Here is a 24,429-nt window from a genome sequence, read left to right on the forward strand (position 1 = left end):
CGACGGGCGTGAGTTTCGGTGGGGGGTTGCGTCAACGCGTTTGACGAGTTCAAGCTCGCGGCAAGTGGTTGACGGCAATCGTTTGACGGATGGTTGAGATGGTGACTTTGCGCGACATCGCCGAGCAGGTGGGTGTCTCGGTGTCCTCGGTGTCGCTGGTCCTCAACGAGCGCGGCCGGGGCCGGGTGCGGCCGGAGGTGGCGGCGGAGATCCGGCGGGTCGCGGCCGAGTTGGGGTACGTACCGAACCTGCTGGCTCGCGGTCTGAAGACCAAGCAGTCGCTGACCATCGGGCTGATTTCCGATGGCGTGGCGTCGATCCCGTTCGCCGGCCAGATGCTGGCCGGTGCGCAGCTTGCGGCGGCCGACGAGGGATTCCTGCTGATGCTGATCGACACCGTGGGACATCCGGAGGTGGAGGCGCCGGCGGCCAGGGCGCTGCTGCAACGCAACATCGAGGCTCTGGTCGTGGCGGCCGAGTTCCACCGGGACGTGGAGCTGCCGCTGGTACCGAACGCGCTGCCGATCGTCGTCCTGGACGGGCGGCCGAAGGATCCCGGCGCCCGGGCGGACTGGGTGGTACCGGACGAGGTCGGCGGGGCACGGACCGCGACGGAGCGGCTGATCGCGGCCGGGCACCACCGGATCGCGTTCTGCAACGTCACCGATCCGGTGTTCGTCGCGCGCGAGTTGCGGCGTACCGGGTACGAGAAGGCCTTGCGGGAAGCGGGCATCGACGTCGATCCGGCGCTGGTCGTGGAAGCGGCCGTTCCGAGCGCCGAGGCGGGCCGGGCAGCGGCGTACGAGCTGCTCGGCCGCACCGACCGGCCGACGGCGGTGTTCTGTTTCTCCGACAAGATCGCGATGGGGTTCTATCAGGTCGCGCAGCAGCTCGGCCTGGAGATTCCGCGGGAGCTGTCGATCGTCGGCTTCGACAATCACCAGTTCGTTGCCGAGAGCATGCTTCCCGGGTTGACCACGATCCAGTTGCCGCATCGTGCCATGGGGGAGTGGGCGGCCCAACAGGCCATCGCCCGCAGCCGCGGCCTCACCGGCGACAGTGGTGCACCGGCCCACCGGCTGATGCCCTGTCCGTTGGTCGAACGATTGTCCGTCGCACCACCCGGATGACACCGCCCCGTTGACAACACCGTAACCGCACCCTGCGCACAGCTGTGCCGCTGGGTCGGTCAGTCACGCCCTGAAGGAGTCTGTCGTGAAAGCAACGCTGAAAGCCCGTATTGCCGCGGGCCTGGCCGTCGTACTGCTCGCTGGTGCCGCCGGGTGCGGTGGTGGATCGGGGGGAGAGGCCGGCAAGACGTTCAAGATCGTGCAGTACGAGACGCCGTCGACCGCTCAGGGCCAGGGCTGGCAGAAGGCGCTGGAGATCTTCAAGGCCAAGCACCCGGACGTGAAGGTCGAGTTCCAGCAGACCAGCTTCGACGCGTTCCGGCAGAACGCGAAGATCACGCTGTCCGGTAACGACGTACCGGATGTGGTCGAGTTCAACAAGGGCAACGCCGACGGCGGTCAGCTGGCCGCGCAGGGGCTGCTGGAGCCGCTCACCGATCAGGTGACGAAGTACGGCTGGGACAAGAAGGTCACCGGGTCGATGGCGGCGTTCGCGAAGTATGACGAGAACGGGCACGCCGGCTCCGGCGACTGGTACGGCGTGCCGAACATCGGTGAGTACGTGATGTTCTACTACGACAAAGCGAAGTTCCAGCAGGCCGGGATCACCAAGCTGCCGACGACGCTCGCGGAGTTCGAGGCCGCGATGGACAAGCTGAAGGCGGCTGGGCAGATCCCGATCTCCAGTTCGGCGAACACCAGCCAGGGCTTCAACCAGATGTGGATCTGGTACTCGCTGGTCTCGGCGCTGGCGACGCGGCAGCAGGTCGACGACTTCATGTTCGTGAAGGCGCCGGTCGACTTCCACTCGGGTCCGTGGAAGGACGGGGCGGACAAGTTCCAGCAGTGGATCGACAAGGGGTACGTCGGGGACAAGCTCGGCGGGCTGTCGTTCGAGCAGGCCACGGTGAACTTCCTGAGCGGGAAGACGGCGATGCTGATCTGGAACAACGGCGAGTTCGCCCGGATCCGCAAGGACGCGAAGTTCGGCTGGGGCTACTTCACGCTGCCGGGTGCGCAGCTGTCGATGGGGTCGTCGGGGCACCTGTGGGGTGTGCCGGCGAAGGCGAAGAACAAGGATCTGGCCTACGACTGGATCAACACGACGCTGAGTCCCGAGGTGCAGAACGTGATCGGCCAGCAGGGCGGGTTGCCGTTGGCCGGTGACACCGCGAAGATCACCGATCCGGTCACGCGCCAGTTCACCGAGCGTTTCGACCAACTGGTGAAGGCCGACACGCTGTCGTTCTACCCGGACTATCCGGTGCCGGGTTTCCTGGACTTCATCCAGACGCACATGCAAGCGATGTCGAACAGGAACGAGACGGCGGCGCAGTACCTCGACGCCCTGCAGAAGTTCTACGACGACGGCACCAAACGATGAAACGTGGCTATTGGTGGTACCTGCTACCGATCGGCCTCGGGTTCACCGCGGTCGTCGCCGTACCGTTCGCCGCGAACGTGGTGCTCAGCTTCTTCCGGTGGAAGGGCGGGATCGCGCCGCTGCACTGGAACGGCCTGGGGAACTACAGCGACCTGTTGCACGACGCGAACTTCTGGCTGTCGTTCCGGAACTCGGTGTTCATGATCGTCGCGATCGTGGTGATTCCCACGGGTCTCGGGATCCTGCTCGCGGCAACGCTGGTCGACTATCTCGGTAAGCGCTTCGGCGCCCGGGCGGCGAGTTTCCTGCGGGCGACGTACTACCTTCCGCAGATCCTGCCGATCGCGGTGGCCGGGTTCATCTGGAGCTGGATCCTCGATCCGGGCAGCGGGTCGATCAACACGTTCCTGCGCTCGGTCGGGGTGAGTGATCCGCCGGACTGGCTGGGCAGTCCGAACCTCGCGCTGTACTCGGTCATGCTGATGCTGGTCTGGCTGCAGCTCGGGTACCCGCTGGTGATCTTCATGGCCGCGCTGTCCCGGGTCGATCCTGAGTTGTACGAGGCGGCCGCGATCGACGGGGCCGGCTGGTGGCGGCAGTTCGGGGCGATCACGTTGCCGACGGTACGGCCGGAGATCTTCATCGTGGTGCTGACCGCGACGGTCGCCGCGCTGAAGGTGTTCGCGCCGATCCTGATCCTCACCGGTGGCGGTCCGGAGGGGTCGACGCTGGTTCCTTCGTACTACGCCTACCGGAACTTCTTCGAGCTGTCCCAGGTCGGGTACGGCTCCACGATCGCGACCGTGATGTCGGTCGTCATCTTCGGCGTCGCCGCCGTACTGCTCGGCTGGCAGCGCCGCTCGGAACGGAGGGCCTGACAATGTCGATGCTTGCCGCTGGCAACCGGACCCGGCGCCGCCCGCTGACCTGGGTCGTCCTCGTCCTGGCCGGGCTGCTTGCCCTGGTGATGTCCTCGCCGTTCCTCCTGATGGTGCTCAACGCCTTCAAGACCGGTGCCGACTACTCCAGCCACGGGCCGATCGCCTGGCCGCGCAGCCTCAGCCTCGACGCGTTCAGCAACTATCTGTCGCTGGTCGACTTCCCGCTCGCACTGTGGAACTCGGTGCTGATCTCGACGCTGGTCGCGTTCGGCGGGGTCGCGCTCAGTCTGCTCAGCGCGTACCCGATCGGGGTCGGCCGGGTCCGGGGGAGCGGGCTGATCCTCGCCGTACTGCTGCTGTCCACGATGCTGCCGCACGAGGCGCTGATCTACCCGTTGTTCTACGGCGCCCAGGCGACGCATACCTTCAACACGGTGTGGTCGGTCATCATCGTGTTCGTCGTACTGCAAGGGGCCTTCGGCACCTATCTGCTCGCCAGCCTGATGGGCACGATGCCGAAGGAGATCCTCGAGGCGGCCGCGATCGACGGCGCCGGCCGGTGGCAGATCCTCTGGCGGATCGTCCTGCCGATCCTGCGACCGACCCTCTCCGTGCTGATCGTGTTCTTCTTCATCTGGACCTGGAACGAGTTCTACATCCCGGTCGTGCTGCTCGCCGACCAGTCCTCCCAGACCGTCCCGATCGCGCTGTCGACGCTGCGCGGCCAACACTCGATCGACATCACCGTACTCAACGCCGGCTCCCTGCTGTCGCTGCTCCCGACGCTGGTCTTCTTCCTGATCTTCCAGCGCACCCTCAACCGCGGCGTCACCGCCGGCGCCGTCAAATAGCCCGAAAGGACCATCAATTTGTTTTCCACCCTCGGTGTCCCAGTCTCGATACCCGGTGTCCGCAGCCGCTCGATCAACGCGGAGAATCCGACCGGCGCGCGCGGTGCGGCCGCCCGGACCGCGTCGGCGCTCGGCGCCGGGCGCAAAGGGTCGCCGGCCGTACGGCTCGCGGCCGGCGAGACCGTGACACTGGCCGAGATCGAAGGGCCGGGTACGATCCGGCACATCTGGCTGACCGTTGCCGACAGCACCGAGAGTGGGCCTTTCGTACTGCGTGACCTGGTCCTGCGGGCCTACTGGGACGGCGCCGGCGATCCGTCGATCGAGGTTCCGCTCGGGGACTTCTTCTGCAACGGGTTCGCGACCCGGGCACTCGTCACCTCGGTACCCATCGTGGTGGCTCCGACCGGTGGGATGAACTGCTACCTGCCGATGCCCTTCCGGGAGGGTGCACGGATCACCGTCGAGAGCCAGCACGCGGGCGACGTACCGGCGGTGTTCTACCAGATCGACTACACCGTCGGTGACGCCCACTCCGCGGAGACGCCGTACCTGCACGCCCAATGGCGGCATTCCGACGGTACGGCGCCACTCGGCACGGACCACGTCGTCCTCGACGGCGTGGCCGGCCGCGGTACGTACGTCGGCACGTACATCGCCCTCACCTCGCTGCACCGCTACTGGTGGGGCGAAGGGGAGGTGAAGTTCTTCCTCGACGAGGACGAGGAATTCCCCACGCTCTGCAGTACAGGCCTCGAGGACTACGCCGGCGGTGCCTGGGCTTTCCAGGACGAGCTCCGCTCCACACCCGATCCGGAGATCCTCACGTTCAGTGCGCCGTACTGCGGGTACCCGTTCCACTCGACGCGCGACCGGACCAAAGCCTCGCCGTTCGCCACAGAAGCCCTGCCGATGCACGGTCTGTACCGATGGCACCTGCCCGATCCGATCCACTTCGAACGCCGCCTGAAGGTCACGCTTCAACAGATCGGCGCCTGGGACCATGGCCTGTTCGAACGCCAGGACGACCTCGCCACCACCGCGTACTGGTACCAACAGCAGCGCAACGAACCGTTCCCACCCCTCCCCCCAGCCCGCCACCGCTGGCCACGCTAAACCTCCGAGTGATGTCTAGACCGTGATCGTGCCGCGGATCAGCGTGGCCGTGGTGCCGCCGATCCAGATGGTGCCGCTCGGGTCGGTGGTGATGTGTACGGTGCCGGTGCGGCCGAGGCGTGTGCCTTGCGAGACCTGATACGTGGCGGGTGCGGTGCCGGTGGTGATGAGCCATTGGGCGACCGAGGCGTTCATGCTGCCGCAGATCGGGTCCTCCGGTACGCCGGCGCCGGGTGCGAAGGTGCGGAGTTCGAACGCGTGCCTGGATCCCTCGGGATAGGGGCCGATGGCACCGATCATGGCGTCGGGGATCCGCGAGAGGTCGGGTTCGAGCGCGAGTACTTCGTCGGCGCTGCCAAGCCGTACGACGGCCCAGCCGGGGCCGTTGTCGACCCATTGGTGGGCGAGGATCCGGTCGCGGGTGATGCCGAACGCGGTGCCGATCCGGTCGAGGTACTCCTCGTCGAGCGGCCCGTCGCGGACCGTCGGGGGAGCGGCGAACGACAGCCTGTCCTGGGCGTGCCGCACCACGACCAGGCCGGCTGCGCATTCCTGGACGACGCGATCGGCGTACCGCGGAGTGCCGCCGTTCTCCAGCCAGGCGTGCGCCGAGCCGAGGGTGGGATGTCCGGCGAACGGGAGTTCGCCGCCGGGTGTGAAGATCCGCAACCGGTAGTCCGCGTCCGTGGTGGTCGGCGGCAGGACGAAGGTGGTCTCGGACAGGTTCGTCCAGCGTGCCACCTGCTGCATCCGGTCGGTGCTCAGTTCGTTGCCGTCGAGTACGACGGCCACCGAATTGCCGAGGTACGGCGTCGGGGAGAACACGTCGACCTGCCAGAACGGGCGCGTCATCGGTGCCAGGTTCCGTCGACGGGGAAGCCGGCCGCGACGGCGACGTGGTCGCGGGACTCCAGCAGGCGGGTCCTGAGAGCGGGCAGGTCGACGCCGAGGAGCTGGCCCGCACGCTTCACCACGCGCCCGGCGACGAGAACGGTGTCGACGAGCCCGGGATGTGCGGCGGTGACGATCGTGCCGACCGGGTTGTTGAACGGGAAGACGGCCGGGTCGTCGGTGCGCAGGAGGATCACGTCGGCGGCCTTGCCGGGGGAGAGGCTGCCGGTCGGGAGACCGCACGCGTCGGCGGCGTTCACGGTGGTGAAGGCGAGCAGGTCGCGGGATGTCAGTCCGCCGTCGAGTCCGCGCTGGGCGGCGTACGCGGTCCGCATCGTGGCGAACAGGTCGCCGGCCGCCGCGGGTACGTCGTCCGCGGACAGCGTCGGCCGGAGTCCGGCCGCGAGCATCCGCCCGGTCTCGGGCTGCCCGAATCCCATCTTCAGTTCGACGTCCGGGCTGATCGAGACCGAGCCGCCCGAGTCCGCGATCAGCCGGATCTCCTCGTCGGTCAGCCCGTTGGCATGGACGTACGTCGTGGTCGCGCGGAGCAGGCCGTGCTCGTGCAGGGCGGTGATCGGGCGGTGCCCGTCGAGGCCGTCGACGTGCACGCTTGCCCGCAGACCGAGCTCGTCCGCCAGTTCGAGGTCGGCGCGGACGTTCGCCATCGTGGTCTCGTCGGGTCCGCGCAGGCCGAGCGCCATCGCGTCGTCGGGGAGCAGCGCGCGCACCCGGCGTACCTCGGTGTCGACGGGCTGATCGGTGCGGTAGCCGGCGCCGTAGCAGAAGATCGAGCGGCCGGGCGCGGCCCGCAGTCCGGCGATCGCGGCGTCGGCGTGCTCGGGCGTCTGCGCGGCGTGGAACCAGTCGAGCATCGTGGTCACACCGGAGTTCAGCGCCTCGACCCGGCCGAACAGGTTGCCGATGTAGACGTCTTCGGGCCGGTACTGCGGCTTGAGCATCCCGTGGATCACAGCGGCGTAGTCGGCGAACGTCCAGTCCGCGCCGACCCCGCGGAACGCGGTCTGCCAGGTGTGCCGGTGGTTGTCGACGAACCCCGGCATCACGACCCGGTCGGACGCGTCGATCACCTCGGTCGTCCCTGTCGTCCCGGTGTCCGGTAGGTCGATCCGCGCGGCCACGTCGACGATGACGCCGTCCTCGATCAGCACGTCGCCGCGTTCGATGTCGCCGATCGCGGCGTCCATGCTGATCACACCGCCACCGGTGATGAGGGTCTTCATCGGTCGAGCGCCTCCACTGCGTTCAGTACGTCGGCCACCAGGTCGGCCGTGTCCTCGGTGCCGGCGGCCAGCCGGACGAGTCCGAGCGGTACGCCGGAATCCGCGATCTGCTCGTCGCTGAGCATCCCGCGCCACATGGAAGCCGGGTGGACGGCGAGCGACTCCACGCCGCCGAGGCTGGCCGACCGGCGCGCGTAGCGCAGCCGGCCAAGGAATGCGTCCGCCGCCTCGAACCCGTCGGCGAGCTCGACCGCGAGGACGCCGCCGAAGCCGCTCAGCTGGCTCTTCGCGAGCAGGTGCTGCGGATGCGTTTCCAGGCCGGGATAGTGCAGCCGGGTGACTGCTGGGTGCTCGTTCAGCGCCTCGGCGAGTGCCTGGCCGTTGGCGTTGTGCCGTTCCATCCGTAGCGGCAGAGTCCGCAGTCCGCGCAGCAGCAGCCACGCGTCGATCGGTCCGAGGACGGCGCCGGTCAGCACGCCGACATCCCAGATCCGGTCCAGGAGTTCGGCCGGGCCCGCGAGCACACCGGCGGATACGTCAGAGTGGCCGTTCAGGTACTTCGTCGCGCTGTGCCAGACGAGATCGATGCCAAAGGCAACTGGCTGCTGGTTGACCGGGGTCGCGAACGTGTTGTCGGCGAGCGTCAGTACGCCGTGTGCCCGGGCCAGCTCCGCGACGGCGGGCAGATCGGTGACCTGCAGGAGCGGATTGCTCGGCGACTCGACCAGGATCAGGCGGGTCCGCGACGTCAGCGCCTTCTCGAACGCGTGGACGTCGGTCTGGTCGACCAGCGTCGTCTCCACGCCGAGGCGCGGCAGCAGGTTCATCAGTACCGACGCGGTCCCGCCGTACGTCGACTTCTGCCCGATCACGTGGTCGCCGGCCGACACCAGTGCGAGTACCGCGGTGGTGAGCGCGGCCATCCCGGACGCGGTGACCATCGCGGTCTCGGTGTGCTCCAGTTCCGCGACCACGGCGGCGACCTGTGCGTGGTTCGGGTTGCCGTAACGGGTGTAGAAGTCATGGCCCCGCCGCTCGACGGCGACCTGCGCGAAGCGTTCGCCGTCCTCCGCGCCGAAGGCCGCGGTCTGGTAGATCGGCCGCGCGACCGCCCGGCTCGGATGGACCTCGCGGTCGGCATGGACCGCGATCGTGCTGTTCCCGGTCATCGTGCGCTCCTTTCTCGACGGCATCAGCTTGGCCGAGCGCTGCAGCGGCAGGAGCCGATCTGGGCAACTTTGGCAGCAAATTGCTCAACTCGGCGAAGCGAACGATGTGCTAGTGGTGTCTGTTGCGCAATAATCTGCCGCGTGGACGAAGTCGATCGCGCGATCCTCGGCGTACTCGAGACGGACGGCCGGATCAGCAACGCCGACCTGGCAGCCCGGGTCGGGTTGTCGCCGTCGCCGTGCCTGCGCCGCGTGCAACGGCTCGAGCGGGCCGGGGTCATCCGCGGCTACCGGGCGCTCATCGATCCCGCCGCGATCGGACGTGGGCTCCGGGTGCTCGCCGGTATCCGGTTGGTCCGGCACGCGCGTGATGACGTCGCCGCGTTCGAACGTGCCGTCGTCGAGCTGCCCGAGGTCGTGTACTGCCATCACGTCACGGGCAACTTCGACTACCTGCTGCAGGTCGAGGTCGCCGATCTTCCGGCCTACGAGGAATTCCACGCCCACCAGCTCGCGGCTTTGCCCGCGGTGGCGACGGTCACGAGCTACGTCACGATGAAGACGCTGGGCTGAGGGCGAGACACCCGCGGGACAAGGGTGTGGCGGGCTCGTCGAAGCCGAGGACTTGAGCCATCCTGGGAGTATGAGCATGTTCAGTCAGATCCTTCGGGTGCACCAATGGATCTACGAGCACACCGACGGGCTCCTCGGCCACAAGCTGCTGTTCGGCAACCCGACATTGTTGCTGCGGACGACCGGCCGGCGAAGCGGCGTACAGCGGACCAACGGACTCACCTATGCCCGGGACGGCGACGCCTACCTGGTGGTCGCATCCAAGGGCGGGTCGGACAAACCGCCGGCCTGGTTGCTGAACCTCGAGGCCGACCCGAACTGCGAGATCCAGGTCGGCCGCCGACGGTACGCCGTCACAGCCCGCCCGACCTTGCCCGACGACCCCGACTACGCCCGCCGCTGGGATCTCGTGAACCAGAACAACCACGACAGGTACCGCGAGTACCAAACCAAAACCACCAGACCGATCGCACTCGTCGAACTCCGCCCGAAACCCCTCAGCTGAGGAACTCCACGGCGCAACCGGGGCTGCTGCTACGAGAGCTGGAACTTCTCCCGAGGTGAGCGGCCGGCGGTACTTTCGCGGATCGTCAGTGACCACGGTACGTCGACCTGTACGCCGTCGTCGCAGCCGTCGGTCAGGAGTCCGACCGCGCTGCGGACCAGCGCCTCCACGTCGGGCGTGATCGTGGTGAGCGACGGCGTACTGAACGCGGCCTGCCGGATCCCGTCGAAACCGGCGATCGCGATCTCGTCCGGAACTGCCACGCCGGCCTCGTAACAGGCCCGGATCGCGCCGAGAGCCATCAGGTCGTTGAAGCAGACGACGGCGTCCGGACGTTCGTCGCACTCGAGCAGCGTCGACATCGCCCGGCGGCCGGATTCCTGGTCGTACTTGCGGACGCCCAGCAGTAGTTGCCGGTCGAAGGCCAGGCCCGCGGCGTCGAGTGCGTCGATCACGCCGCGGAAGCGCAGCAGCCCCGTGCCGATGGTCCGGTCGTGTTCCCAGTGCCCGATGACCGCGATCCGTTTGCGGCCGGTGGCGATCAGGTGCTCGGTCACGGCGCGCGACGCCGCCACCGAGTCCACCGCGACGCGCGACCAGCCTGGCGGCGGTTCGCGCTCGCCGAGCAGCACCATCGGCTGGCTCGGTGAGCGTTCCGCCAGCTCCGGACCGGACAGGCTCAGCGGTGAGAACAGGATGCCGTCGATCATGTGGGTCTGCGCGCCGCGCAGTACCAGCTGCTCGTGGTGCCGGGTCCCGCCGGTGCTCTCCAGCAGTCCCAGGTAACCACGTTCGACGCACACCTGCGTGAAGAGCGCGGCGAGTTCGGCGAAGTACGGCGCCTCGAGTTCGGGGACGACGAGAGCGAGGAAGCCGCCGCGGCCGTACTTGAGCTGGCGTGCGGAGAGGTTCGGCCGGTATCCGAGTGCGGTGATCGCCTCCAGGACGCGGGCTCTGGTCGCGGGCCGGACATGCGGTTTCCCGTTGACGACGTTCGAGACAGTTCGCACCGAGACGCCGGCCTGTACGGCGACATCGCGCAACCTCACGGCCATACAGGGATTCTAACGATGAAGATTTCTGGTGGCCGAGCCGTTGACAGGCTGTTTGCACCCGTTGCAAACTTCACGCACCGCGGGCGTTACATCGTTGGAACCTCGTGTGAGGACGGTCCATGATCACTTCCACGATCGATCCGGCGTTCACCGTCGGTCAGGTCAATTCGCTGCTGTTCGGAACCTTCGTCGAGCATCTCGGTCGGTGCGTCTACACCGGGATCTACGAACCTGCCCATCCCACCGCCGACGCCGACGGGTTCCGGGGTGACGTCGCGGCGCTGGTGCGCGAGCTCGGCGCCACCGTCGTGCGCTACCCCGGCGGCAACTTCGTCTCGAACTACCGCTGGGAGGACGGCGTCGGGCCGCGCGACCAGCGGCCGCGGGTGCTCGACCTGGCCTGGCGTTCGATCGAGACCAACCAGGTCGGCACCGACGATTTCCTTGCCTGGTGCAACCGTGTCGGCATCCAGCCGATGCTTGCCGTCAACCTCGGCAACCGCGGCCTGGCCGAGGCGGTCGACTATCTGGAGTACGTCAACGGCACGGCCGGGACGCGGTATGCCGACCAGCGGGTCGGCAACGGCTACGCCAAGCCCTGGGACGTCCGGCTCTGGTGCCTCGGCAACGAGATGGACGGCCCGTGGCAGATCGGGCACAAGACCCCGCTGGAGTACGCGCGCGTCGCACAGGAGGTCGCGCGGGCGTACAAGACCTTCGACGCGGACCTCCAGCTGGTCGCCTGCGGCTCCTCGAACACCACGATGCCGACGTTCGGCGAGTGGGAACGCGTCGTCCTCGAGCACTGCTTCGACGACGTCGAGCTGATCTCCGCGCACGCGTACTACGAGCCGGTCGGCGGCGACGAGGTGTCGTTCCTGGCCGCCTCGACGCACATGGACCGCTTCATCCGGGACGTGGTCGCGACCGCCGACCACGTCGCGGCGATGCGGCGTTCGGAGAAGCGCATCAACGTGTCGTTCGACGAATGGAACGTCTGGTTCGCCGCGCGGCACGGAGAGCAGGAGGTGGAGCGGACCGAGGCGTCCGAGGCACCCGAGCTCATCCAGGACGTCTACAACGCGCTCGACGCGGTCGTGGTCGGATCGTTGCTGATCACGCTGCTGCGCAACACCGATCGAGTCGGAGTGGCCTGCCAGGCGCAACTGGTGAACGCGATCGCCCCGATCCTCACCGTCGAGGGCGGGACCGCGTGGCGGCAGACGATCTTCCATCCGTTCGCGCTGACCGCGAGGCATGCGCGCGGCACGGTACTCGTGCTCGCCGGCGACCACGGCCGGATCGACACACCGGCGTACGGCGAGGTCGAACAGGTCTGGGCCGTCGCGACGTACGACGCCGAGTCCGGCGACCTCGCGGTCTTCGCGGTCAACCGGTCGCTGACCGACGCCGCCTCCTGGACGGTCCGGCTCGGCGCGTTCGGCGACCTCCGGCTGGTCGAACACCTGACCCTCGCCGAGGACGACCGCAACGCCGTCAACTCCGAGGACGCACCGGACCGGGTGGTCCCGCACCCGGGCGTCTCCGCAGTTGCCGGTAGCAACCTCGAGGTCACGTTGCCGCCGGCGTCGTGGCACTGCATTCGGCTCACGAGCCGTTGATCCCCTCAGAAAGGTCCTGACGATGAATGCACCAGATCCTGTGCGGCTCGGCCGCCGGACGCTGCTCGGTGCCGCCGGCGCCGCCGCGGCCGGTCTGACGCTCACCGCTTGCGGCGGCAGCCACGGGCCAGGCCCGGCCGGCGCAGCGCCCGCGACCGGCAAGGGCGGCGCGGACGGGTACGACGGCCCGAACGTCGAGTTGCAGTACTGGAACGGTCTGACCGGCGGCGACGGCCCGGTGATGAAGAAGCTGGTCGCGAACTTCATGGCCGCGAACCCGAAGATCAAGGTCACCACCACGTCGATCGCGTGGGCCGATCTCTTCCAGAAGCTGCCGGCCGCGGTGCAGAGCGGCAAGGCTCCGGACATCTGCCTGATGCACACCGCGGACATCGCGACCAACGGCGCCCGGCGGGTGATTCAGCCGATCGACGACGTGGTGAACGGCCTCAACCTGACGGCCGCCGACTACGCGGACGCGGTCTGGAAGTCGGCGCACTACAAGGACTCGCAGTACGCGATCCCGCTCGACATCCACCCGGCGGGGCTCTACTACAACAAGAAGGTGCTGTCCCAGGTCGGTGCCGATCCGGCCAAGCCGCCGACCACCAAGGACGAGCTGATGGCGGTCCTGGACAAGTGCAAGTCCAAGGGCGTCCAGGGTTTCTGGGTGAGCGCACTGAGCATCGGCGGGCTGGTCGCCCAGTCGATGATCTTCCAGAACGGCGGCTACATGATCAGCGACGACGGTACCAAGACCGGCTTCGGTGATCAGCCGGCGATCGACTCGATCACGTTCTTCAAGAGCCTGATCGATCAGGGCCATTCACCGCAGAACGCCGCCGGTGACGGCGACTGGGTGTCGTTCAGCAACAACAAGTCGGCGTTCATGATCGTCGGTCCGTGGATGGTGACGCCCTGCAAGACGACGAAGGGCCTGGACTGGGGCTGCGCGCCGATCCCGGTGCTCGGTTCCGAGCAGCAGACCTGGGCCGGTTCGCACTGCTTCACGCTGCCGCGCCAGGTGCAGGACGACAAGGACAAGGCCGCTGCGTCGCGGTTCTTCATCAACTGGATGAGCCAGCACTCGGTCGGCTGGGCCGAGGCCGGCATGGTGCCGGCGCGCAAGTCCGTCCGGGAGTCCGCGGACTTCGCGAAGTACACCGAGGTCAAGCAGTTCGAGAAGATGATCGACTGGGCGCACTTCCCGCCGAACGTGCCGGGCATGTCCGACACCGACCCGGAGTGGACGAAGGCCGTGAGCCTGGCGATGACCGGCAAGCAGCCGATCGACCAGGCCCTGCGCAACGCGGCGCAGAAGGGCGATCAGATCCTGACCTCGAACAAGAAGAAGTACGGGTGAGCCGGGCATGAGTCGGACCGCGCTGCGGCATTATCGACCGTGGACGCCGTACCTGTTCGTCGCCCCGTTCGTCCTGCTGATGCTGACGTTCCTGATCTGGCCGGCGATCCGTGGCGTCTGGATGAGCCTGCACAACTGGGACTTCATGCTGCCCGGCAAGCCGTGGGTGGGGTTGCAGAACTACCGTGACCTCTTCGACTCCGGATCGGTGATCTTCCAGCCGTTCTGGAACGGGATGCAGAACACGTTCCTGTTCGTCCTGATCAGCGTGCCGTTCCTGGTCACGGTCCCGCTGGGGTTGTCGCTGCTGCTGAACCGGAAGTTCCCCGGCCGGACGTTCTTCCGCGCCGTGATCTTCACGCCGTTCGTGCTCGGGGTCGCCGTGGTCGGTGTCCTGTTCGGGTACCTGTTCGACCCGGAGGTCGGCCTGGTCAACGGCCTGCTCTCCGGGATCGGGCTGCCGAAGGTCGCCTGGCTGTCGAGCCAGCCGCAGGCGTGGATCACGATCCTGATCACCACGATCTGGTGGACGATCGGCTTCAACGCGGTGATCTTCCTGGCCGGGCTGCAGTCCCTGGCGCAGGAGCTGTACGAGGCGGCGGAGCTCGACGGCGCCGGTCGTTGGGGACAGTTCCGGCACATCACCCTGCCGGGTCTGCGGAACGTGTTCGTGTTCGTGCTGACCACGACGATCCTGGCCAGCGCGAACCTGTTCGGCCAGCCGTACCTGCTGACCCACGGCGGGCCGGGGGACAGTACGACGACCGCGATCATGGCGATGACCAACGAAGGTCTGCGGGGCTTCCGGATGGGTACGGCGGCCGCGATGAGCTACGTGCTCGCGCTCGCGCTGGCGCTGGTGTCGATCGCCAACTTCCTGCTGATGAGGGAGCGCAAGTGACGACTCTTCAGGATGCGGCAGCCGACCGGACCACGACGCAGCCCGACGGCGGTGCGGGGCGCCGGCAGCGAGCCTATTCGCGGACCCGCGTCGGACCGCTGACGTACGTCGCGATGACGCTGATCTCGCTGATCTTCGTCCTGCCGCTGCTGTGGATGCTGCTGACGACGTTCAAGACCGAGACCGATGCCAGGTCGATCCCGATCCACATCATGCCGGGCCAGTGGACGCTGCGGGCGTACCACCTGATCTTCGCCGACGCGGCGAACCCGGTGTATCTGTGGCTGGCCAACTCGTTGATGGTCTCGGTCCTGCACATGCTGCTCGTGGTCGCCGTCGCCTCGATGGCGGCGTACGCGTTGTCCCGGATGGAGTTCGTCGGGCGCAAACTGCTCTTCGGCGTACTGATCGCGACACTGTTCGTCCCGGGCTTCATCTTCTTCATGCCCAACTACCTGACGATGAGCACGCTCGGTTGGCTGGACAGCATCTGGGCGCTGGTGGTGCCCGGAGCCGCCAACGCGTTCGGCGTGTTCTTCCTTCGGCAGTTCTTCCTGGCGATCCCGCGGGAGCTGGAGGAGAGTGCGCTGATCGACGGGGCGAACTCCTGGACGATCTTCACCCGGATCGTGCTTCCACTGTCGAAGCCGGCCCTGGTGACGCTGGCGGTGCTGAGCTTCCTCGGAGCCTGGAACGACTTCGTCTGGCCGGTGTTCGTGCTGTTCAGCCCGGACAAGATGACGCTCGCACCGGGCCTGGCGACACTGCAGGGCGCCTACACCACCGACTACCCGGTCGTCATGGCGGGCGCGACCCTGGCCGCCATCCCGGTGCTGATCCTGTACGTCGTCGTCCAGCGTTACGTCATCGAGGGGGTCGCCAACAGCGGACTGAAGGGCTGACCGCTCAGGGCACCTGGTGGCCCGCCGCCCTGAAGAGCTCGTACCACTCTGCACGGGTCAGCGGGACGTCGGAGCCTTGTGCGGCGCCCGCTACGCGTTCGGGCGTGGTGGTGCCGAGGACGACCTGCATTTGTGCGGGGTGCCGCGTGATCCAGGCGGTCGCGATCGCGATCGGCGGTACGTCGTACTGCTCGGCGAGGCGGTCGATCACGGCGTTCAGCTCCGGGTAGTCCGGGGAGCCGAGGAACGGTCCGGTGAAGAAGCCGGCCTGGAACGGGGACCAGGCCTGGACCGTGATGCGGTGGATGCGGCAGTAGTCGAGGACGCCGCCGCCGTCGATCACGACGGACTGGTCGAGGCCGGCCATGTTCGCCGCGACTCCCTGCGCGATGATCGGCGCGTGCGTGAGTGACAGCTGCAGCTGGTTGACCACGAGAGGCTGCCGTACGGCGGTCTTCAGCAGCTCGATCTGCAGCGGCGTGTGGTTGGACACCCCGAAGGCACGGACCTTGCCGCCCGCCGCCAGGTCGTCGAAGGCGCGCGCGACCTCGGCGGGCTCGACGAGGGCATCGGGGCGATGGATGAGGAGTACGTCGAGGTAGTCGGTGCGCAGCGCCCGCAGCGAGTCCTCGACGGAGGCGACGAGGTGCTCGTAGGAGGAGTCGTACCCAGCGGCCGGGTCGATGCCGGCCTTGGTCTGGAGGGTGATCTCGGCGCGCTCGGAGGACGTCAGCCGGAGCGCTTCCGCGAACCGCTCCTCGGCGCCGTGCAGCGCACCGCCGTACACGGCGGCGTGGTCGAAGAAGTCGATGCCGGCGTCGCGGGCGGTGCGGACGAGGGTGCGGATCTCGTCGTCGGTCTTGTCGCCGATCCGCATCACGCCGAGGGTGACGTTCGGGACGGCGAGGTCGGTGGTGCCGAGAGGCACGGTCTTCATCGAGGGTCCTTACGGGTCGTTGTGCCGATGACGACGCGAGCCTACGTCCACACCACCGGAGCCTCCTCCGGCCGGGTGGTCAGTTCCAGCTGTCGGTGATCGGTACCGCGTTGGCGGCGGCGCCGGCGTGCGGCAGGTCGTACATGTCCTCGACGGTGCGCAGTACTCGGAAGTGGTCGATCCGCTCGCTGTAGCTGCCTGCCTTGACCTGCTGGCCGTTGAAGATCGTCGCGATCCGGTTGCCGCTCGTGTGGTCGTCCTCGTCGAACGTCGTGATCAGCAGGCTGTTGTGCGTCTTGGCCCACTGCACGTACCCGTCCAGGTGGCTCTTGAGCCAGCTGTCACCGGTCGCGACCGAGCAGTCGTGCATGTCGTTGCACAGGTTGGGGATGACCCACGACACCGTGGGGAGCTGGCTGTAGTCCGTCGGGAAGGCGGTGAACGGCTTGCTGTCCGCCGCCGGCACGTTCGTGAAGTTGACCCACGGTGCGTGCTTGCGGGCGTAGCGCCCGGATGTGCACGCGGTCGACCCGGTGGACGGCAGGTTCTCCGAGTAGCCCGCGAACGTGAGGCCCTTGGCGATCAGCTGAGCGCCTTCGTTGTCGGTCGAGAAGCTGTGCGGGCAGGAATCGTCGGTGACGCCTTGGTTCGAGCCCGAGAACAGGTCCAGGTAGTTGGGCTGGCTCGGGTGCTCGATCGCGTACGAGCTGGTGAAGTTCGCTCCGCTCGTGGCGAGCTGGTTGAAGTACGGCGCCTGAGGGTTGCCGATGATCGATCCGGCGGACGTGTTCTCGAACAGCACGATCACGACATGATCCGGCCGCGGCACACCACCGGCCGCGACAGCGGGTGCTGTTGCGGTCAACGGCGTACAGAGACCGACGATCGAGGCGAGTGCGACTACGGGGCGGAGGATGCGCACCAGGAACTCCTTTCGGGAGCGAACGGTTGGACGCCAGCGTTCGGTACGACGCCGACGACCAACCCACCATGCCTCGAACGACACTCCGACACCAGGTGAACACGGTCGGTAAATCCTGAGGATCCTCTCAGCTACGCCACCAGCTCAACAGGTGCGGGTCGACCTCCCCGGCGATGTGCGATCGTGAGTGTCGCAACTCGGAGTTGCGGTGGAGGGGTGGAGATGCGGATCAAGGACGTGCTGTACAAGTTCTCGACGAGGCTGCACGTCGCGGTGTTCTTCCGGTCGAAGGGGCGGGTGTTCGGCCGGGCGATGGGGATGCCGATGGTCGGGCTCGTGACGGTCGGGCGGAAGACCGGTCAGCGGCGTACGACGATGCTGACCGCGCCGATCGCCGACGACGAGCGCATCGTGCTGGTGGCGTCGTTCGGCGGCGACGACCGCCACCCCGCCTGGTACCGGAACCTGCGCGCGAACCCCGACGTACAGGTGCTGCTGCGCGGCCGCACCCGATCTGTGCACGCCCGTACCGCAACAGGAGCCGAGCGGGAAGCGCTGTGGGCGAGGATCATCAAGATCCACGGAGGCTACGAGCGCTACCAGCGACGTACCGATCGCCAGATCCCCGTGGTGGTACTCGAGCCCTGAGGCGTGCGGCGGCGAGGAGGGTTGCCGCCGTGAGGGGGAGCCAGAAGGTGGCCTCGCTGTGGGAGGCGAGGGTGGTGATGACCGCGGGGGAGACGGCGAGGCTGAAGCCTGTCGAGAGTTGGAAGCGGGAGAGGGCGCGGCCGAGGAGGTGAGCCGGGGCGAGAGCGGCTCAGGGAGGCCGAGGCCTTCTTCGACGTTGCCTGGGCGGGCGTCGCCGTACAACTCGCGACCGATCTGCGGGTGAAGAACGACCTGCTGCGACCACCGGCGCCGGCGTCACCTTCCTCCGCCGCGCCACCCCCTCGCCTCCGAACGCGAGGGCGGCTACGTCCGCTACACCGTCAACGTCCCCGACCTGGCAACGCTCGGCTCGGACCTGTTGGCAGCCGTACTCCGCTGACCAACTCCGGCCGGCGAACCCGCATGCTCGAGATGGCCAGTACGGCGACAGCCGCGAGGGCAGCGATCAGGTATGCGTTGCCGACGAAATGCTGCCCCAGTGTCCAGGCATACTCGCGGCCGGCGCTTCGGGGCACCCACCGGAAGGGGGCGACGATGAAGAAGCCGAACCAGCCGGCAGCCACCGTGGCCCTGAGGAGCGGCCGATCGGCGGACACGACTCTCGTCAGGGCAACGCCCAGCGGGATCATCCACACCCAGTGGTGGTTCCACGAGATCGGAGCGCAGAGCAGCCCCATCGTCGCGCAGACCGAGAGACTCGCCAGCGGTTGCCCTTGGTCGTACAGCCGCCGGCTCAGCCAGAGGCCGACGATCACGGTTGCCAGGACCGCCACCATCCACGCCGATCCGCCGGAGGGCGCGCCGAGCCGGACGAACAGGCCGTTCCAGGACTGATTGCCGGCGAACTCCGCCGGGCCGATCCGGCCGGAGTCGAAGACCAGCCGCGTCCAGTACTGCCAGGATGCGCCTGGTGCCGCTGCGAAGCCGATCAGTACCGTGCCGCAGAAGGCCGCACACGCATACCTGAGGGCGCGCCATTGCCTGGTGACGAGGAGCAGCGCGACGAAGACCAGCGGCGTCAGCTTCATCCCCGCCGCGATCCCGATCCAGACGCCGCGGCCGTGGTGCTTCCGGTCGAGCACGTCGTACATGACCAGCGCGCAGAGGAAGAGATTGATCTGACCGTACGACAACGTCTCGCGTACCGGCTCCGTCAGGACACAGGCGGCGACTGCCGGCACCATGACCGCGGTCCGAGTCCGCCGGTGCAGCGCGTGCCGGACGACCACCCACACAGCCGCGACGGAGCAGACGATCCAGACCCAGTAGGCGAGTCGCCAGGGCAGCGGAGCGAACGGTACGAAGACCAGACCGGCGAACGGCGGATAGGTGAACGGCAGCAACAGCGTCGGCAGCCGTACCGAGTAGAGCGTCGCCGGGTCGGTCAGCATCGTGTCGCCGGCGAGGCGGTAGACCATCAGATCCGCCCCTGTGCGATCCCACAACAACGGCAGCAGGACACTGACCGCCAGACAGGCAAGTACGGCCGAGACCCTTAGCCAGCTTTGCTTTGTCAACCCGGTTCTCCCCCGCATCAACACCTCCAGCATCCTCGCCGGGCCGGATCGTCGCCAGCGGCGGGCCAGGAAATATCGTCCGGTGATCGGGCAATCCAGTCCAAGGACTGTCGCCGTACCGGGAACGGCGAGACGTCAGCGGGATGAGCAACATCTTTCTCTCGGTCCCGCCCGGTGCGGGCAGCAACAGCTACTGGGTCGGCCTGAACGATCGGCTCGGGGTCGACCTGAAGCTGCGGATGGTGCCGGCGGACTACGAGCAGCGTCTACCAGCCGGGCCGGCCGCCGACGTACAACACGCGTACCAGACGAAGGTACTCGCGAAGGCCGCGGTCAACCCGACCGTTGGGTTGTTCTCGAACACCAGCGGCGACGCGATGCGCGAGGAGTACGAGACGCAGTTGCAGAACCGGTTGACCTACGGGTTGGCCGCCCAGGCGAACGCCACGAAGCCGAAGGCGGCGGCGACCGACAGCAGGATGACCATCGCCGTGGTCACGCGGTATGTCCGGCGCGTACGGAGATACTTGTCGACTCGTGCCACCCGCAGCAGCGCGTTGCGGTACTCCTGGAGCCGTGAATCCACAACGGCGCGTACTGCGTTCAGCTTCGCGGCCGCTGCGCGCGTTTCCTCGTCGGGCGCGGCCGCGATCTTCTTCTCCGCGTCGTACGCTGCGTCCTTGAGCTCGTGGTACTCGACACGTACCGCGTCGAACGCGGTCATCAGCGCGCTGAGGCTGCCCGTGCCGCGGTGCAGTGTGCTGTCGCGCTCCACCTGGCTCCGGAGCCGCCCGTTCAGCCCCCACCTGCGGGTCTGCCCGGCGAGCTTGGTCAGGCGGCTGAAGTCCGTGTTGATCGGTGCCTGCGCGTAGTACAGCAGGCCGATGGCGATCAGGATGGCCGCGACGGCCGCGGTGACGCCGATCAGGGCGGTGAGCAGGCGACTGTGGTCCGCGGTCCAGCTGAGTTTGCCGATGCTGGAGAGCTGGCTGCCGGCGATCATCGCGGCAGCGACGGCCGCGAGCGCGCCGATCAGCCAGTTGACGGCCGTCCGCATCTGGTTGAGCGCGTCGGCGTGTACGTCGCCCCGGTCGACGCTCGTGGTGTCCGCGGGCTTCGCCGGAGCGGGGGTCTCGGCCGCGACCGGCGCGAGCCTTGCTCCGAGCGCCTGCAGGGCGGAGCCGAGTATGCCCCGAGCCCGGAGGAACAGGCTCACCGGTGTCACGGCGACGCTTCGGTTTCCCCGGTGTACTCGGCCTGCAGCTTGCCGTCGACGAAGATCCTGATCGTCACCTCGTTGGCCTCGGCGACCGCACCGAGATCCTCCTCGGCGACGTCCGCGCCCTCCGGGACCTGGACGTCGATCCGCAGCGCGCCCTCGTGATCGGCCAGCCAACTGCCGACGCGCGCTCCGGACAGGCTGTGCGCACCGCGGACCGTGAAGATCTCGCCCTCGTCACCCGCATCGTCCGGACCGATGATCCGATAGGCGAAGATCTCGTCGTCGTCGCCGTCCTTGTCGCTCATGTTCCCCCCACGCCTGACCGGCGAGTCCGTCCCCCGTCCAGGGTTGCCCCAGTGTCACGCGCTGTCAACAGGCTCGCCGGCTACTTGAGGCCGGCGAGGCGGACGCCGTTGACTATGTAGCGCTGGAAGATGAGGACCAGGACGATGGTCGGGAGGGCGGCCAGGGTGGAGCCGGCCATGAGCATGCCCCAGTCGTTGCCGCGGGACGAGCGGAACGTGGCGAGGTACTGCATGATCTGGGTCAGGTCCGGGTTCGACACGACGAGGACCGGCCAGACGTAGGAGTTCCAGTACGCGAGGAACGAGCCGATGCCGACGACGACGTACGGGCCGAGGGACTGCGGTACGAAGATCCGCAGGAAGATCTGCCAGCGGGTGGCGCCGTCGATCAGGGCGGCTTCCTCCACCGCGGCCGGCATGTTCAGGTAGAACTGCCGGAGGAAGAACATCTGGGCGCTGGACGCGACACCGGGAACGATCAGCACGGCCAGGGTGTCGAGCATGCCGAGCTTGCTCACGACGACGAACGACGTCAGCAGGATCGCCATCGCCGGAATGAACATCGGGGTGATGCAGACGATCCACCACAGCCGTTTGCCGGCGAACTCGAGCCGGGCGAACGCGTACGCGGCTGTGGAGTTCACCACCAGGCTCGCGATCGTGAAGATCACGGCGCCGGCGAACGTGATGGCCATCGCCCGGACGAACGCCGGGTCGGCGAGGATCAGCCGGTAGTTCTCCACCCGCCAGACGTCGGGGAAGAACTGGAACGGGCTGCGCAGTACCTCGGTCTGGCTCTTGAAGCCGGACATCGCCATCCACGCGAGCGGGAAGAGCGCGGTGACGGCGATGCCGGCGACCAGCAGGTACGACAGCAGCCGGCGCGGGGCGTACCACGAGCGGTTCATCGAAAAGGTCCTTTCGGTGACGCCTCAGGCGTCCGACGACTTCTCGGAGCTGACGACCCGGAAGATGATGATCGAGATGGTGCCGATGACAACGAAGAGCAGCAGCGCCGCCGTCAGCGAGTAGCTCGTCGCGTACGGCGTACCGTCGCGGAAGCTGTTGAAGATGTAGAGGTTCGGCGTGTTGGTGGCGCTCACCGGGCCGCCGTTCGTCATCACCAGCGGCAGCTGGAACTCCTGGATCGTCAGCGTCAGCCCGGTGACGAGCAGGAACAGGATGACGTTGCGCAGCGACGGGATCGTGATGTACCGGGTCCGCTGCCAGAAGTTCGCGCCGTCCAGCCGGGCCGATTCGAAGTAGCTCTCCGGGATGTCGAGGATGCCTGCGAGCATGATCAGCGTCGAGACGCCGAAGCCGAGCCAGATCGCGGGGATCGCCACCGCCGGCAGCGCGGTCGCGGCCGTGTTCAGCCAGGCGACCGGTCCGTGACCGAACAGCCCGATGAACCAGTTCGCGACGCCCTCGTCCTGGTAGATGAAGACGAAGATGATCGCGGCGACGACGCTCGAGACGACCGCCGGCACGTAGACGGTCGTCTTCATGAACGCCGCCAGCCGCTTCGACAGCGTCGCGATAAAGCTCGCGAGCAGCAGCGCGAGGACGAGGACCGTCGGCACCACCATCACGGCGAGCTTGAGGCCGACCCACAGTGACGCGTAGAAGTCCGGGTCCGTGAGCACGTACTGGTAGAAGTCGAACCCGACGAACTTGGCGTCCTTGTAGAAGGACATCTCGAAGAAGCTGAGATAGAACGCGTAGACGAGCGGCCAGATCACGAAGATCCCGAGCAGCACGACCATCGGCGCGATCATCAGGTAGGCGGTCAGATGGGCGCGCAGGTGCCGCGGCACCTGGTCGGTGACCTTCGGGCCGCGGCGGCGGGTCCGGCGCGACGGGCCGGTCACCTGGGTGACCTGGCCCGCCGGTTGTGTCGAGGTGTCGAGCATCGTTCGGTCAGCCCTTCGGTGCCGTGCCCTTGAGGTGCTGCTGTTTGATGACGCGGTCGATCGCGTCGCTCGCCTTCTGGGTCGCGGACGGGATGTCGGACTTGCCCTTCATCACGGATTCGATCGCGGTGGCGAAGGCGAGCGAGATGTCGAACGGGTACGCCGGTTCGGCCTTGCCGGTCGCGACGACCTTGTCGCTGATGATCTTCATGAACGGGTCGGACGTGGCCGCCGGGTCGCTGGCCAGCGCCTTGTCGACGGAGGTACGGACGGTGTACTTCGAGAAGCCGCTCTGCCGGAAGAAGTCGGCCATGATCGCCGGGTCGCCGGCGAGCAGGTAGTCGATGAACTTGGCCGCCGCCTCCTTCTGCTTGGACTTGCCGTCGACCGTCAGCGTCCAGCCGCCGAGCGTCGCTGTCGGCTTGCTCGGGTCGCCGTCGACGGACGGGAACGGCGCGACCATGGTGTTCTTGATCATCGCCGGGAAGCTCTGCTTGAGCTGGCCGACCGCCCACGAGCCGTCCGCCATCATCGCCACCTGGCCCTGGCCGTACGGCGAGGCGTCGGCGTACCCGACCTTCGGCTGCTGCGGGATCCAGCCCTTCTGGAACAGGGTCTGGTACAGCTGGAAGAGCTTGGCGTAGCACGGGTCCTTGGCGTTGGCGGCGGACCAGTCGTCGTTGATCGGCAGGTGGCCGCACGCGTTGTACTGCAGGCCCCAGCTCGACCAGCCGAGGTCGGGTGCGACCGAGGCGATCGACATACCCTTCACGGTGCCCTTGGTCAGCTTCTGCGCCCACGTGAGGAGCTCGTCCCAGGTCTTCGGCGGCGAGTTCGGGTCGAGCCCGGCGGCCGTCACCAGGTCCTTGCGGTAGTAGAGCACGGTCGAGGGCTCGACGAGCATCGGGTACGCGTAGTGCTTGCCGTCGACCTTGACGAACCCGCTGACGTTGGGCTTGATGTCGTCCCACGCCTTGCCGGGCAGCAGCCCGTCGAGCTCGGCGAACTGGCCGTTCGCGACGCCGGCCGGGATACCGCCGTAGTTCGTCGTCGCGACGTCGGGCTGGGTGCCGGCGGCCTGCGCGGCCTTGAGCTTCTGCGTCCAGGTGTCGCCGGGGACCACCTGGTACTTGACCTTGACGGCGGTCTGCGACGCGTTGAACTTGTCGACGTACGTCTTGAACCACTTCTGCTGGTACGGCTCGAACTGCTGCTGCCAGAAGGTGATCTCGGTCGTACCGCCCTTTCCTCCGGAGCTCCCCGAGTTGCCGGACGAGCCGCAGCCGGCGAGGGCGAGGGTCGCGGCCACTGCTGATGCGACGAGGATCCTGAGTCTCCGGTGACGCATGTTCATGCT

The 24,429-nt window shown here is 67.5% G+C and carries 24 protein-coding genes; 12 read left to right on the plus strand and 12 right to left on the minus strand.

The genetic code is table 11. The annotated features are described in order from the left end of the window. Positions 1-98 precede the first annotated feature (98 nt). The 5 genes from JOF29_RS14655 to JOF29_RS14675 all read left to right on the plus strand — a co-directional run bounded on the left by JOF29_RS14655 (position 99) and on the right by JOF29_RS14675 (position 5,362). Positions 99-1,130, plus strand: coding sequence for a LacI family DNA-binding transcriptional regulator (locus JOF29_RS14655; RefSeq protein ID WP_209694744.1), 1,032 nt, complete (start codon positions 99-101; stop codon positions 1,128-1,130). An 85-nt stretch (positions 1,131-1,215) separates the two neighbouring features. Beyond that, a complete protein-coding gene (locus JOF29_RS14660; RefSeq protein ID WP_209694745.1) occupies positions 1,216-2,514 on the plus strand; it encodes an ABC transporter substrate-binding protein in 1,299 nt (432 codons plus the stop codon). Then, positions 2,511-3,392 (plus strand): carbohydrate ABC transporter permease, encoded by an 882-nt coding sequence (locus JOF29_RS14665; RefSeq protein WP_209694746.1) that lies wholly within the window; start codon positions 2,511-2,513, stop codon positions 3,390-3,392. Before JOF29_RS14660 ends, JOF29_RS14665 begins: the two co-directional genes overlap by 4 nt. Before the next feature lie 2 nt (positions 3,393-3,394). Next, a complete protein-coding gene (locus JOF29_RS14670; RefSeq protein ID WP_209694747.1) occupies positions 3,395-4,246 on the plus strand; it encodes a carbohydrate ABC transporter permease in 852 nt (283 codons plus the stop codon). Between the two features lie 18 nt (positions 4,247-4,264). Beyond that, complete coding sequence (locus JOF29_RS14675; RefSeq protein WP_245357595.1) at positions 4,265-5,362, plus strand: glycoside hydrolase family 172 protein; 1,098 nt, start codon at positions 4,265-4,267, stop codon at positions 5,360-5,362. A 15-nt stretch (positions 5,363-5,377) separates the two neighbouring features. On the opposite strand, the gene JOF29_RS14680 is transcribed toward JOF29_RS14675, so the two are convergent. The 3 genes from JOF29_RS14680 to JOF29_RS14690 are packed head-to-tail and all read right to left on the minus strand — an operon-like array spanning position 5,378 to position 8,666. Next, positions 5,378-6,214: a PhzF family phenazine biosynthesis protein gene (locus tag JOF29_RS14680; protein WP_209694748.1), complete on the minus strand. Its 837-nt coding sequence runs from the start codon at positions 6,212-6,214 to the stop codon at positions 5,378-5,380. Further along, entirely contained in the window at positions 6,211-7,497 is a 1,287-nt protein-coding gene (locus tag JOF29_RS14685) for an amidohydrolase family protein (protein ID WP_209694749.1), read from the minus strand. Before JOF29_RS14685 ends, JOF29_RS14680 begins: the two co-directional genes overlap by 4 nt. Beyond that, positions 7,494-8,666: a trans-sulfuration enzyme family protein gene (locus JOF29_RS14690; protein WP_209694750.1), complete on the minus strand. Its 1,173-nt coding sequence runs from the start codon at positions 8,664-8,666 to the stop codon at positions 7,494-7,496. The genes JOF29_RS14685 and JOF29_RS14690 overlap by 4 nt, the downstream gene beginning before the upstream one ends. A 141-nt stretch (positions 8,667-8,807) precedes the next feature. Between JOF29_RS14690 and JOF29_RS14695 the strand changes: the two genes are divergently transcribed. Together JOF29_RS14695 and JOF29_RS14700 are read left to right on the plus strand one after the other, a co-directional pair. After that, complete coding sequence (locus JOF29_RS14695; RefSeq protein ID WP_209694751.1) at positions 8,808-9,239, plus strand: Lrp/AsnC family transcriptional regulator; 432 nt, start codon at positions 8,808-8,810, stop codon at positions 9,237-9,239. A gap of 70 nt (positions 9,240-9,309) precedes the next feature. Then, positions 9,310-9,744 carry a nitroreductase family deazaflavin-dependent oxidoreductase gene (locus tag JOF29_RS14700; RefSeq protein ID WP_209694752.1) on the plus strand — a complete coding sequence of 145 codons (435 nt, stop codon included), beginning with the start codon at positions 9,310-9,312 and terminating at the stop codon, positions 9,742-9,744. A 29-nt stretch (positions 9,745-9,773) separates the two neighbouring features. Here the strand turns inward: JOF29_RS14700 and JOF29_RS14705 are convergent, their stop codons facing one another. Beyond that, on the minus strand, positions 9,774-10,799 hold the full coding sequence (locus JOF29_RS14705; RefSeq protein WP_209694753.1) for a LacI family DNA-binding transcriptional regulator: 1,026 nt from the start codon (positions 10,797-10,799) through the stop codon (positions 9,774-9,776). 119 nt (positions 10,800-10,918) lie between these two features. Here JOF29_RS14705 and arfA point away from each other — a divergent pair, with 119 nt between their 5' ends. From arfA to JOF29_RS14725, 4 genes are read left to right on the plus strand one after another with little or no spacing between them, the layout of a single operon-like run. Further along, positions 10,919-12,421 carry an arabinosylfuranosidase ArfA gene (arfA, locus tag JOF29_RS14710; protein WP_209694754.1) on the plus strand — a complete coding sequence of 501 codons (1,503 nt, stop codon included), beginning with the start codon at positions 10,919-10,921 and terminating at the stop codon, positions 12,419-12,421. A 22-nt stretch (positions 12,422-12,443) separates the two neighbouring features. Further along, the gene (locus JOF29_RS14715; protein WP_209694755.1) at positions 12,444-13,784 is read left to right on the plus strand and encodes an ABC transporter substrate-binding protein; all 1,341 of its coding nucleotides are present in this window, start codon (positions 12,444-12,446) and stop codon (positions 13,782-13,784) included. A 7-nt stretch (positions 13,785-13,791) separates the two neighbouring features. Further along, positions 13,792-14,685 carry a carbohydrate ABC transporter permease gene (locus JOF29_RS14720; protein ID WP_209694756.1) on the plus strand — a complete coding sequence of 298 codons (894 nt, stop codon included), beginning with the start codon at positions 13,792-13,794 and terminating at the stop codon, positions 14,683-14,685. Beyond that, on the plus strand, positions 14,682-15,587 hold the full coding sequence (locus JOF29_RS14725; protein WP_307863333.1) for a carbohydrate ABC transporter permease: 906 nt from the start codon (positions 14,682-14,684) through the stop codon (positions 15,585-15,587). The genes JOF29_RS14720 and JOF29_RS14725 overlap by 4 nt, the downstream gene beginning before the upstream one ends. Before the next feature lie 4 nt (positions 15,588-15,591). Here JOF29_RS14725 and JOF29_RS14730 read toward each other — a convergent pair whose 3' ends face one another. Both JOF29_RS14730 and JOF29_RS14735 read right to left on the minus strand, forming a co-directional pair. Then, complete coding sequence (locus tag JOF29_RS14730; RefSeq protein WP_209694757.1) at positions 15,592-16,524, minus strand: aldo/keto reductase; 933 nt, start codon at positions 16,522-16,524, stop codon at positions 15,592-15,594. A 79-nt stretch (positions 16,525-16,603) separates the two neighbouring features. Then, a complete protein-coding gene (locus JOF29_RS14735; RefSeq protein WP_307863334.1) occupies positions 16,604-17,446 on the minus strand; it encodes an alkaline phosphatase family protein in 843 nt (280 codons plus the stop codon). 222 nt (positions 17,447-17,668) lie between these two features. Between JOF29_RS14735 and JOF29_RS14740 the strand changes: the two genes are divergently transcribed. Beyond that, entirely contained in the window at positions 17,669-18,094 is a 426-nt protein-coding gene (locus JOF29_RS14740; RefSeq protein ID WP_209694758.1) for a nitroreductase family deazaflavin-dependent oxidoreductase, read from the plus strand. A gap of 341 nt (positions 18,095-18,435) precedes the next feature. Here the strand turns inward: JOF29_RS14740 and JOF29_RS14745 are convergent, their stop codons facing one another. The 6 genes from JOF29_RS14745 to JOF29_RS14770 form a co-directional block, all read right to left on the minus strand. After that, entirely contained in the window at positions 18,436-19,632 is a 1,197-nt protein-coding gene (locus JOF29_RS14745; protein WP_209694759.1) for a glycosyltransferase 87 family protein, read from the minus strand. A 418-nt stretch (positions 19,633-20,050) separates the two neighbouring features. Continuing rightward, on the minus strand, positions 20,051-20,848 hold the full coding sequence (locus JOF29_RS14750; RefSeq protein ID WP_209694760.1) for a hypothetical protein: 798 nt from the start codon (positions 20,846-20,848) through the stop codon (positions 20,051-20,053). Between the two features lie 5 nt (positions 20,849-20,853). Then, on the minus strand, positions 20,854-21,159 hold the full coding sequence (locus tag JOF29_RS14755; protein WP_209694761.1) for a hypothetical protein: 306 nt from the start codon (positions 21,157-21,159) through the stop codon (positions 20,854-20,856). A gap of 80 nt (positions 21,160-21,239) precedes the next feature. Next, positions 21,240-22,067, minus strand: a complete 828-nt coding sequence (locus JOF29_RS14760; RefSeq protein ID WP_209694762.1) for a carbohydrate ABC transporter permease — start codon at positions 22,065-22,067, stop codon at positions 21,240-21,242. Positions 22,068-22,091: 24 nt separating this feature from the next. Beyond that, positions 22,092-23,072, minus strand: a complete 981-nt coding sequence (locus JOF29_RS14765; protein ID WP_209694763.1) for a carbohydrate ABC transporter permease — start codon at positions 23,070-23,072, stop codon at positions 22,092-22,094. A gap of 7 nt (positions 23,073-23,079) precedes the next feature. After that, the gene (locus JOF29_RS14770) at positions 23,080-24,420 is read right to left on the minus strand and encodes an extracellular solute-binding protein (RefSeq protein ID WP_209694764.1); all 1,341 of its coding nucleotides are present in this window, start codon (positions 24,418-24,420) and stop codon (positions 23,080-23,082) included. Between the last annotated feature and the right edge of the window lie 9 nt (positions 24,421-24,429).

Origin of the sequence: Kribbella aluminosa, assembly GCF_017876295.1 — a bacterium.
GTDB lineage: Bacteria > Actinomycetota > Actinomycetes > Propionibacteriales > Kribbellaceae > Kribbella > Kribbella aluminosa.

Bases quoted from the DNA above. Each gene is read 5' to 3' on its own strand.
- JOF29_RS14655 (WP_209694744.1), top strand. From the start codon at position 99: ATGGTGACTTTGCGCGACATCGCCGAGCAGGTGGGTGTCTCGGTGTCC.
- JOF29_RS14665 (WP_209694746.1), top strand. From the start codon at position 2,511: ATGAAACGTGGCTATTGGTGGTACCTGCTACCGATCGGCCTCGGGTTC.
- JOF29_RS14670 (WP_209694747.1), top strand. From the start codon at position 3,395: ATGTCGATGCTTGCCGCTGGCAACCGGACCCGGCGCCGCCCGCTGACC.
- JOF29_RS14680 (WP_209694748.1), bottom strand. From the start codon at position 6,214: ATGACGCGCCCGTTCTGGCAGGTCGACGTGTTCTCCCCGACGCCGTAC.
- JOF29_RS14685 (WP_209694749.1), bottom strand. From the start codon at position 7,497: ATGAAGACCCTCATCACCGGTGGCGGTGTGATCAGCATGGACGCCGCG.
- JOF29_RS14690 (WP_209694750.1), bottom strand. From the start codon at position 8,666: ATGACCGGGAACAGCACGATCGCGGTCCATGCCGACCGCGAGGTCCAT.
- JOF29_RS14700 (WP_209694752.1), top strand. From the start codon at position 9,310: ATGAGCATGTTCAGTCAGATCCTTCGGGTGCACCAATGGATCTACGAG.
- JOF29_RS14705 (WP_209694753.1), bottom strand. From the start codon at position 10,799: ATGGCCGTGAGGTTGCGCGATGTCGCCGTACAGGCCGGCGTCTCGGTG.
- arfA (WP_209694754.1), top strand. From the start codon at position 10,919: ATGATCACTTCCACGATCGATCCGGCGTTCACCGTCGGTCAGGTCAAT.
- JOF29_RS14715 (WP_209694755.1), top strand. From the start codon at position 12,444: ATGAATGCACCAGATCCTGTGCGGCTCGGCCGCCGGACGCTGCTCGGT.
- JOF29_RS14720 (WP_209694756.1), top strand. From the start codon at position 13,792: ATGAGTCGGACCGCGCTGCGGCATTATCGACCGTGGACGCCGTACCTG.
- JOF29_RS14730 (WP_209694757.1), bottom strand. From the start codon at position 16,524: ATGAAGACCGTGCCTCTCGGCACCACCGACCTCGCCGTCCCGAACGTC.
- JOF29_RS14740 (WP_209694758.1), top strand. From the start codon at position 17,669: ATGCGGATCAAGGACGTGCTGTACAAGTTCTCGACGAGGCTGCACGTC.
- JOF29_RS14755 (WP_209694761.1), bottom strand. From the start codon at position 21,159: ATGAGCGACAAGGACGGCGACGACGACGAGATCTTCGCCTATCGGATC.
- JOF29_RS14760 (WP_209694762.1), bottom strand. From the start codon at position 22,067: ATGAACCGCTCGTGGTACGCCCCGCGCCGGCTGCTGTCGTACCTGCTG.
- JOF29_RS14765 (WP_209694763.1), bottom strand. From the start codon at position 23,072: ATGCTCGACACCTCGACACAACCGGCGGGCCAGGTCACCCAGGTGACC.
- JOF29_RS14770 (WP_209694764.1), bottom strand. From the start codon at position 24,420: ATGCGTCACCGGAGACTCAGGATCCTCGTCGCATCAGCAGTGGCCGCG.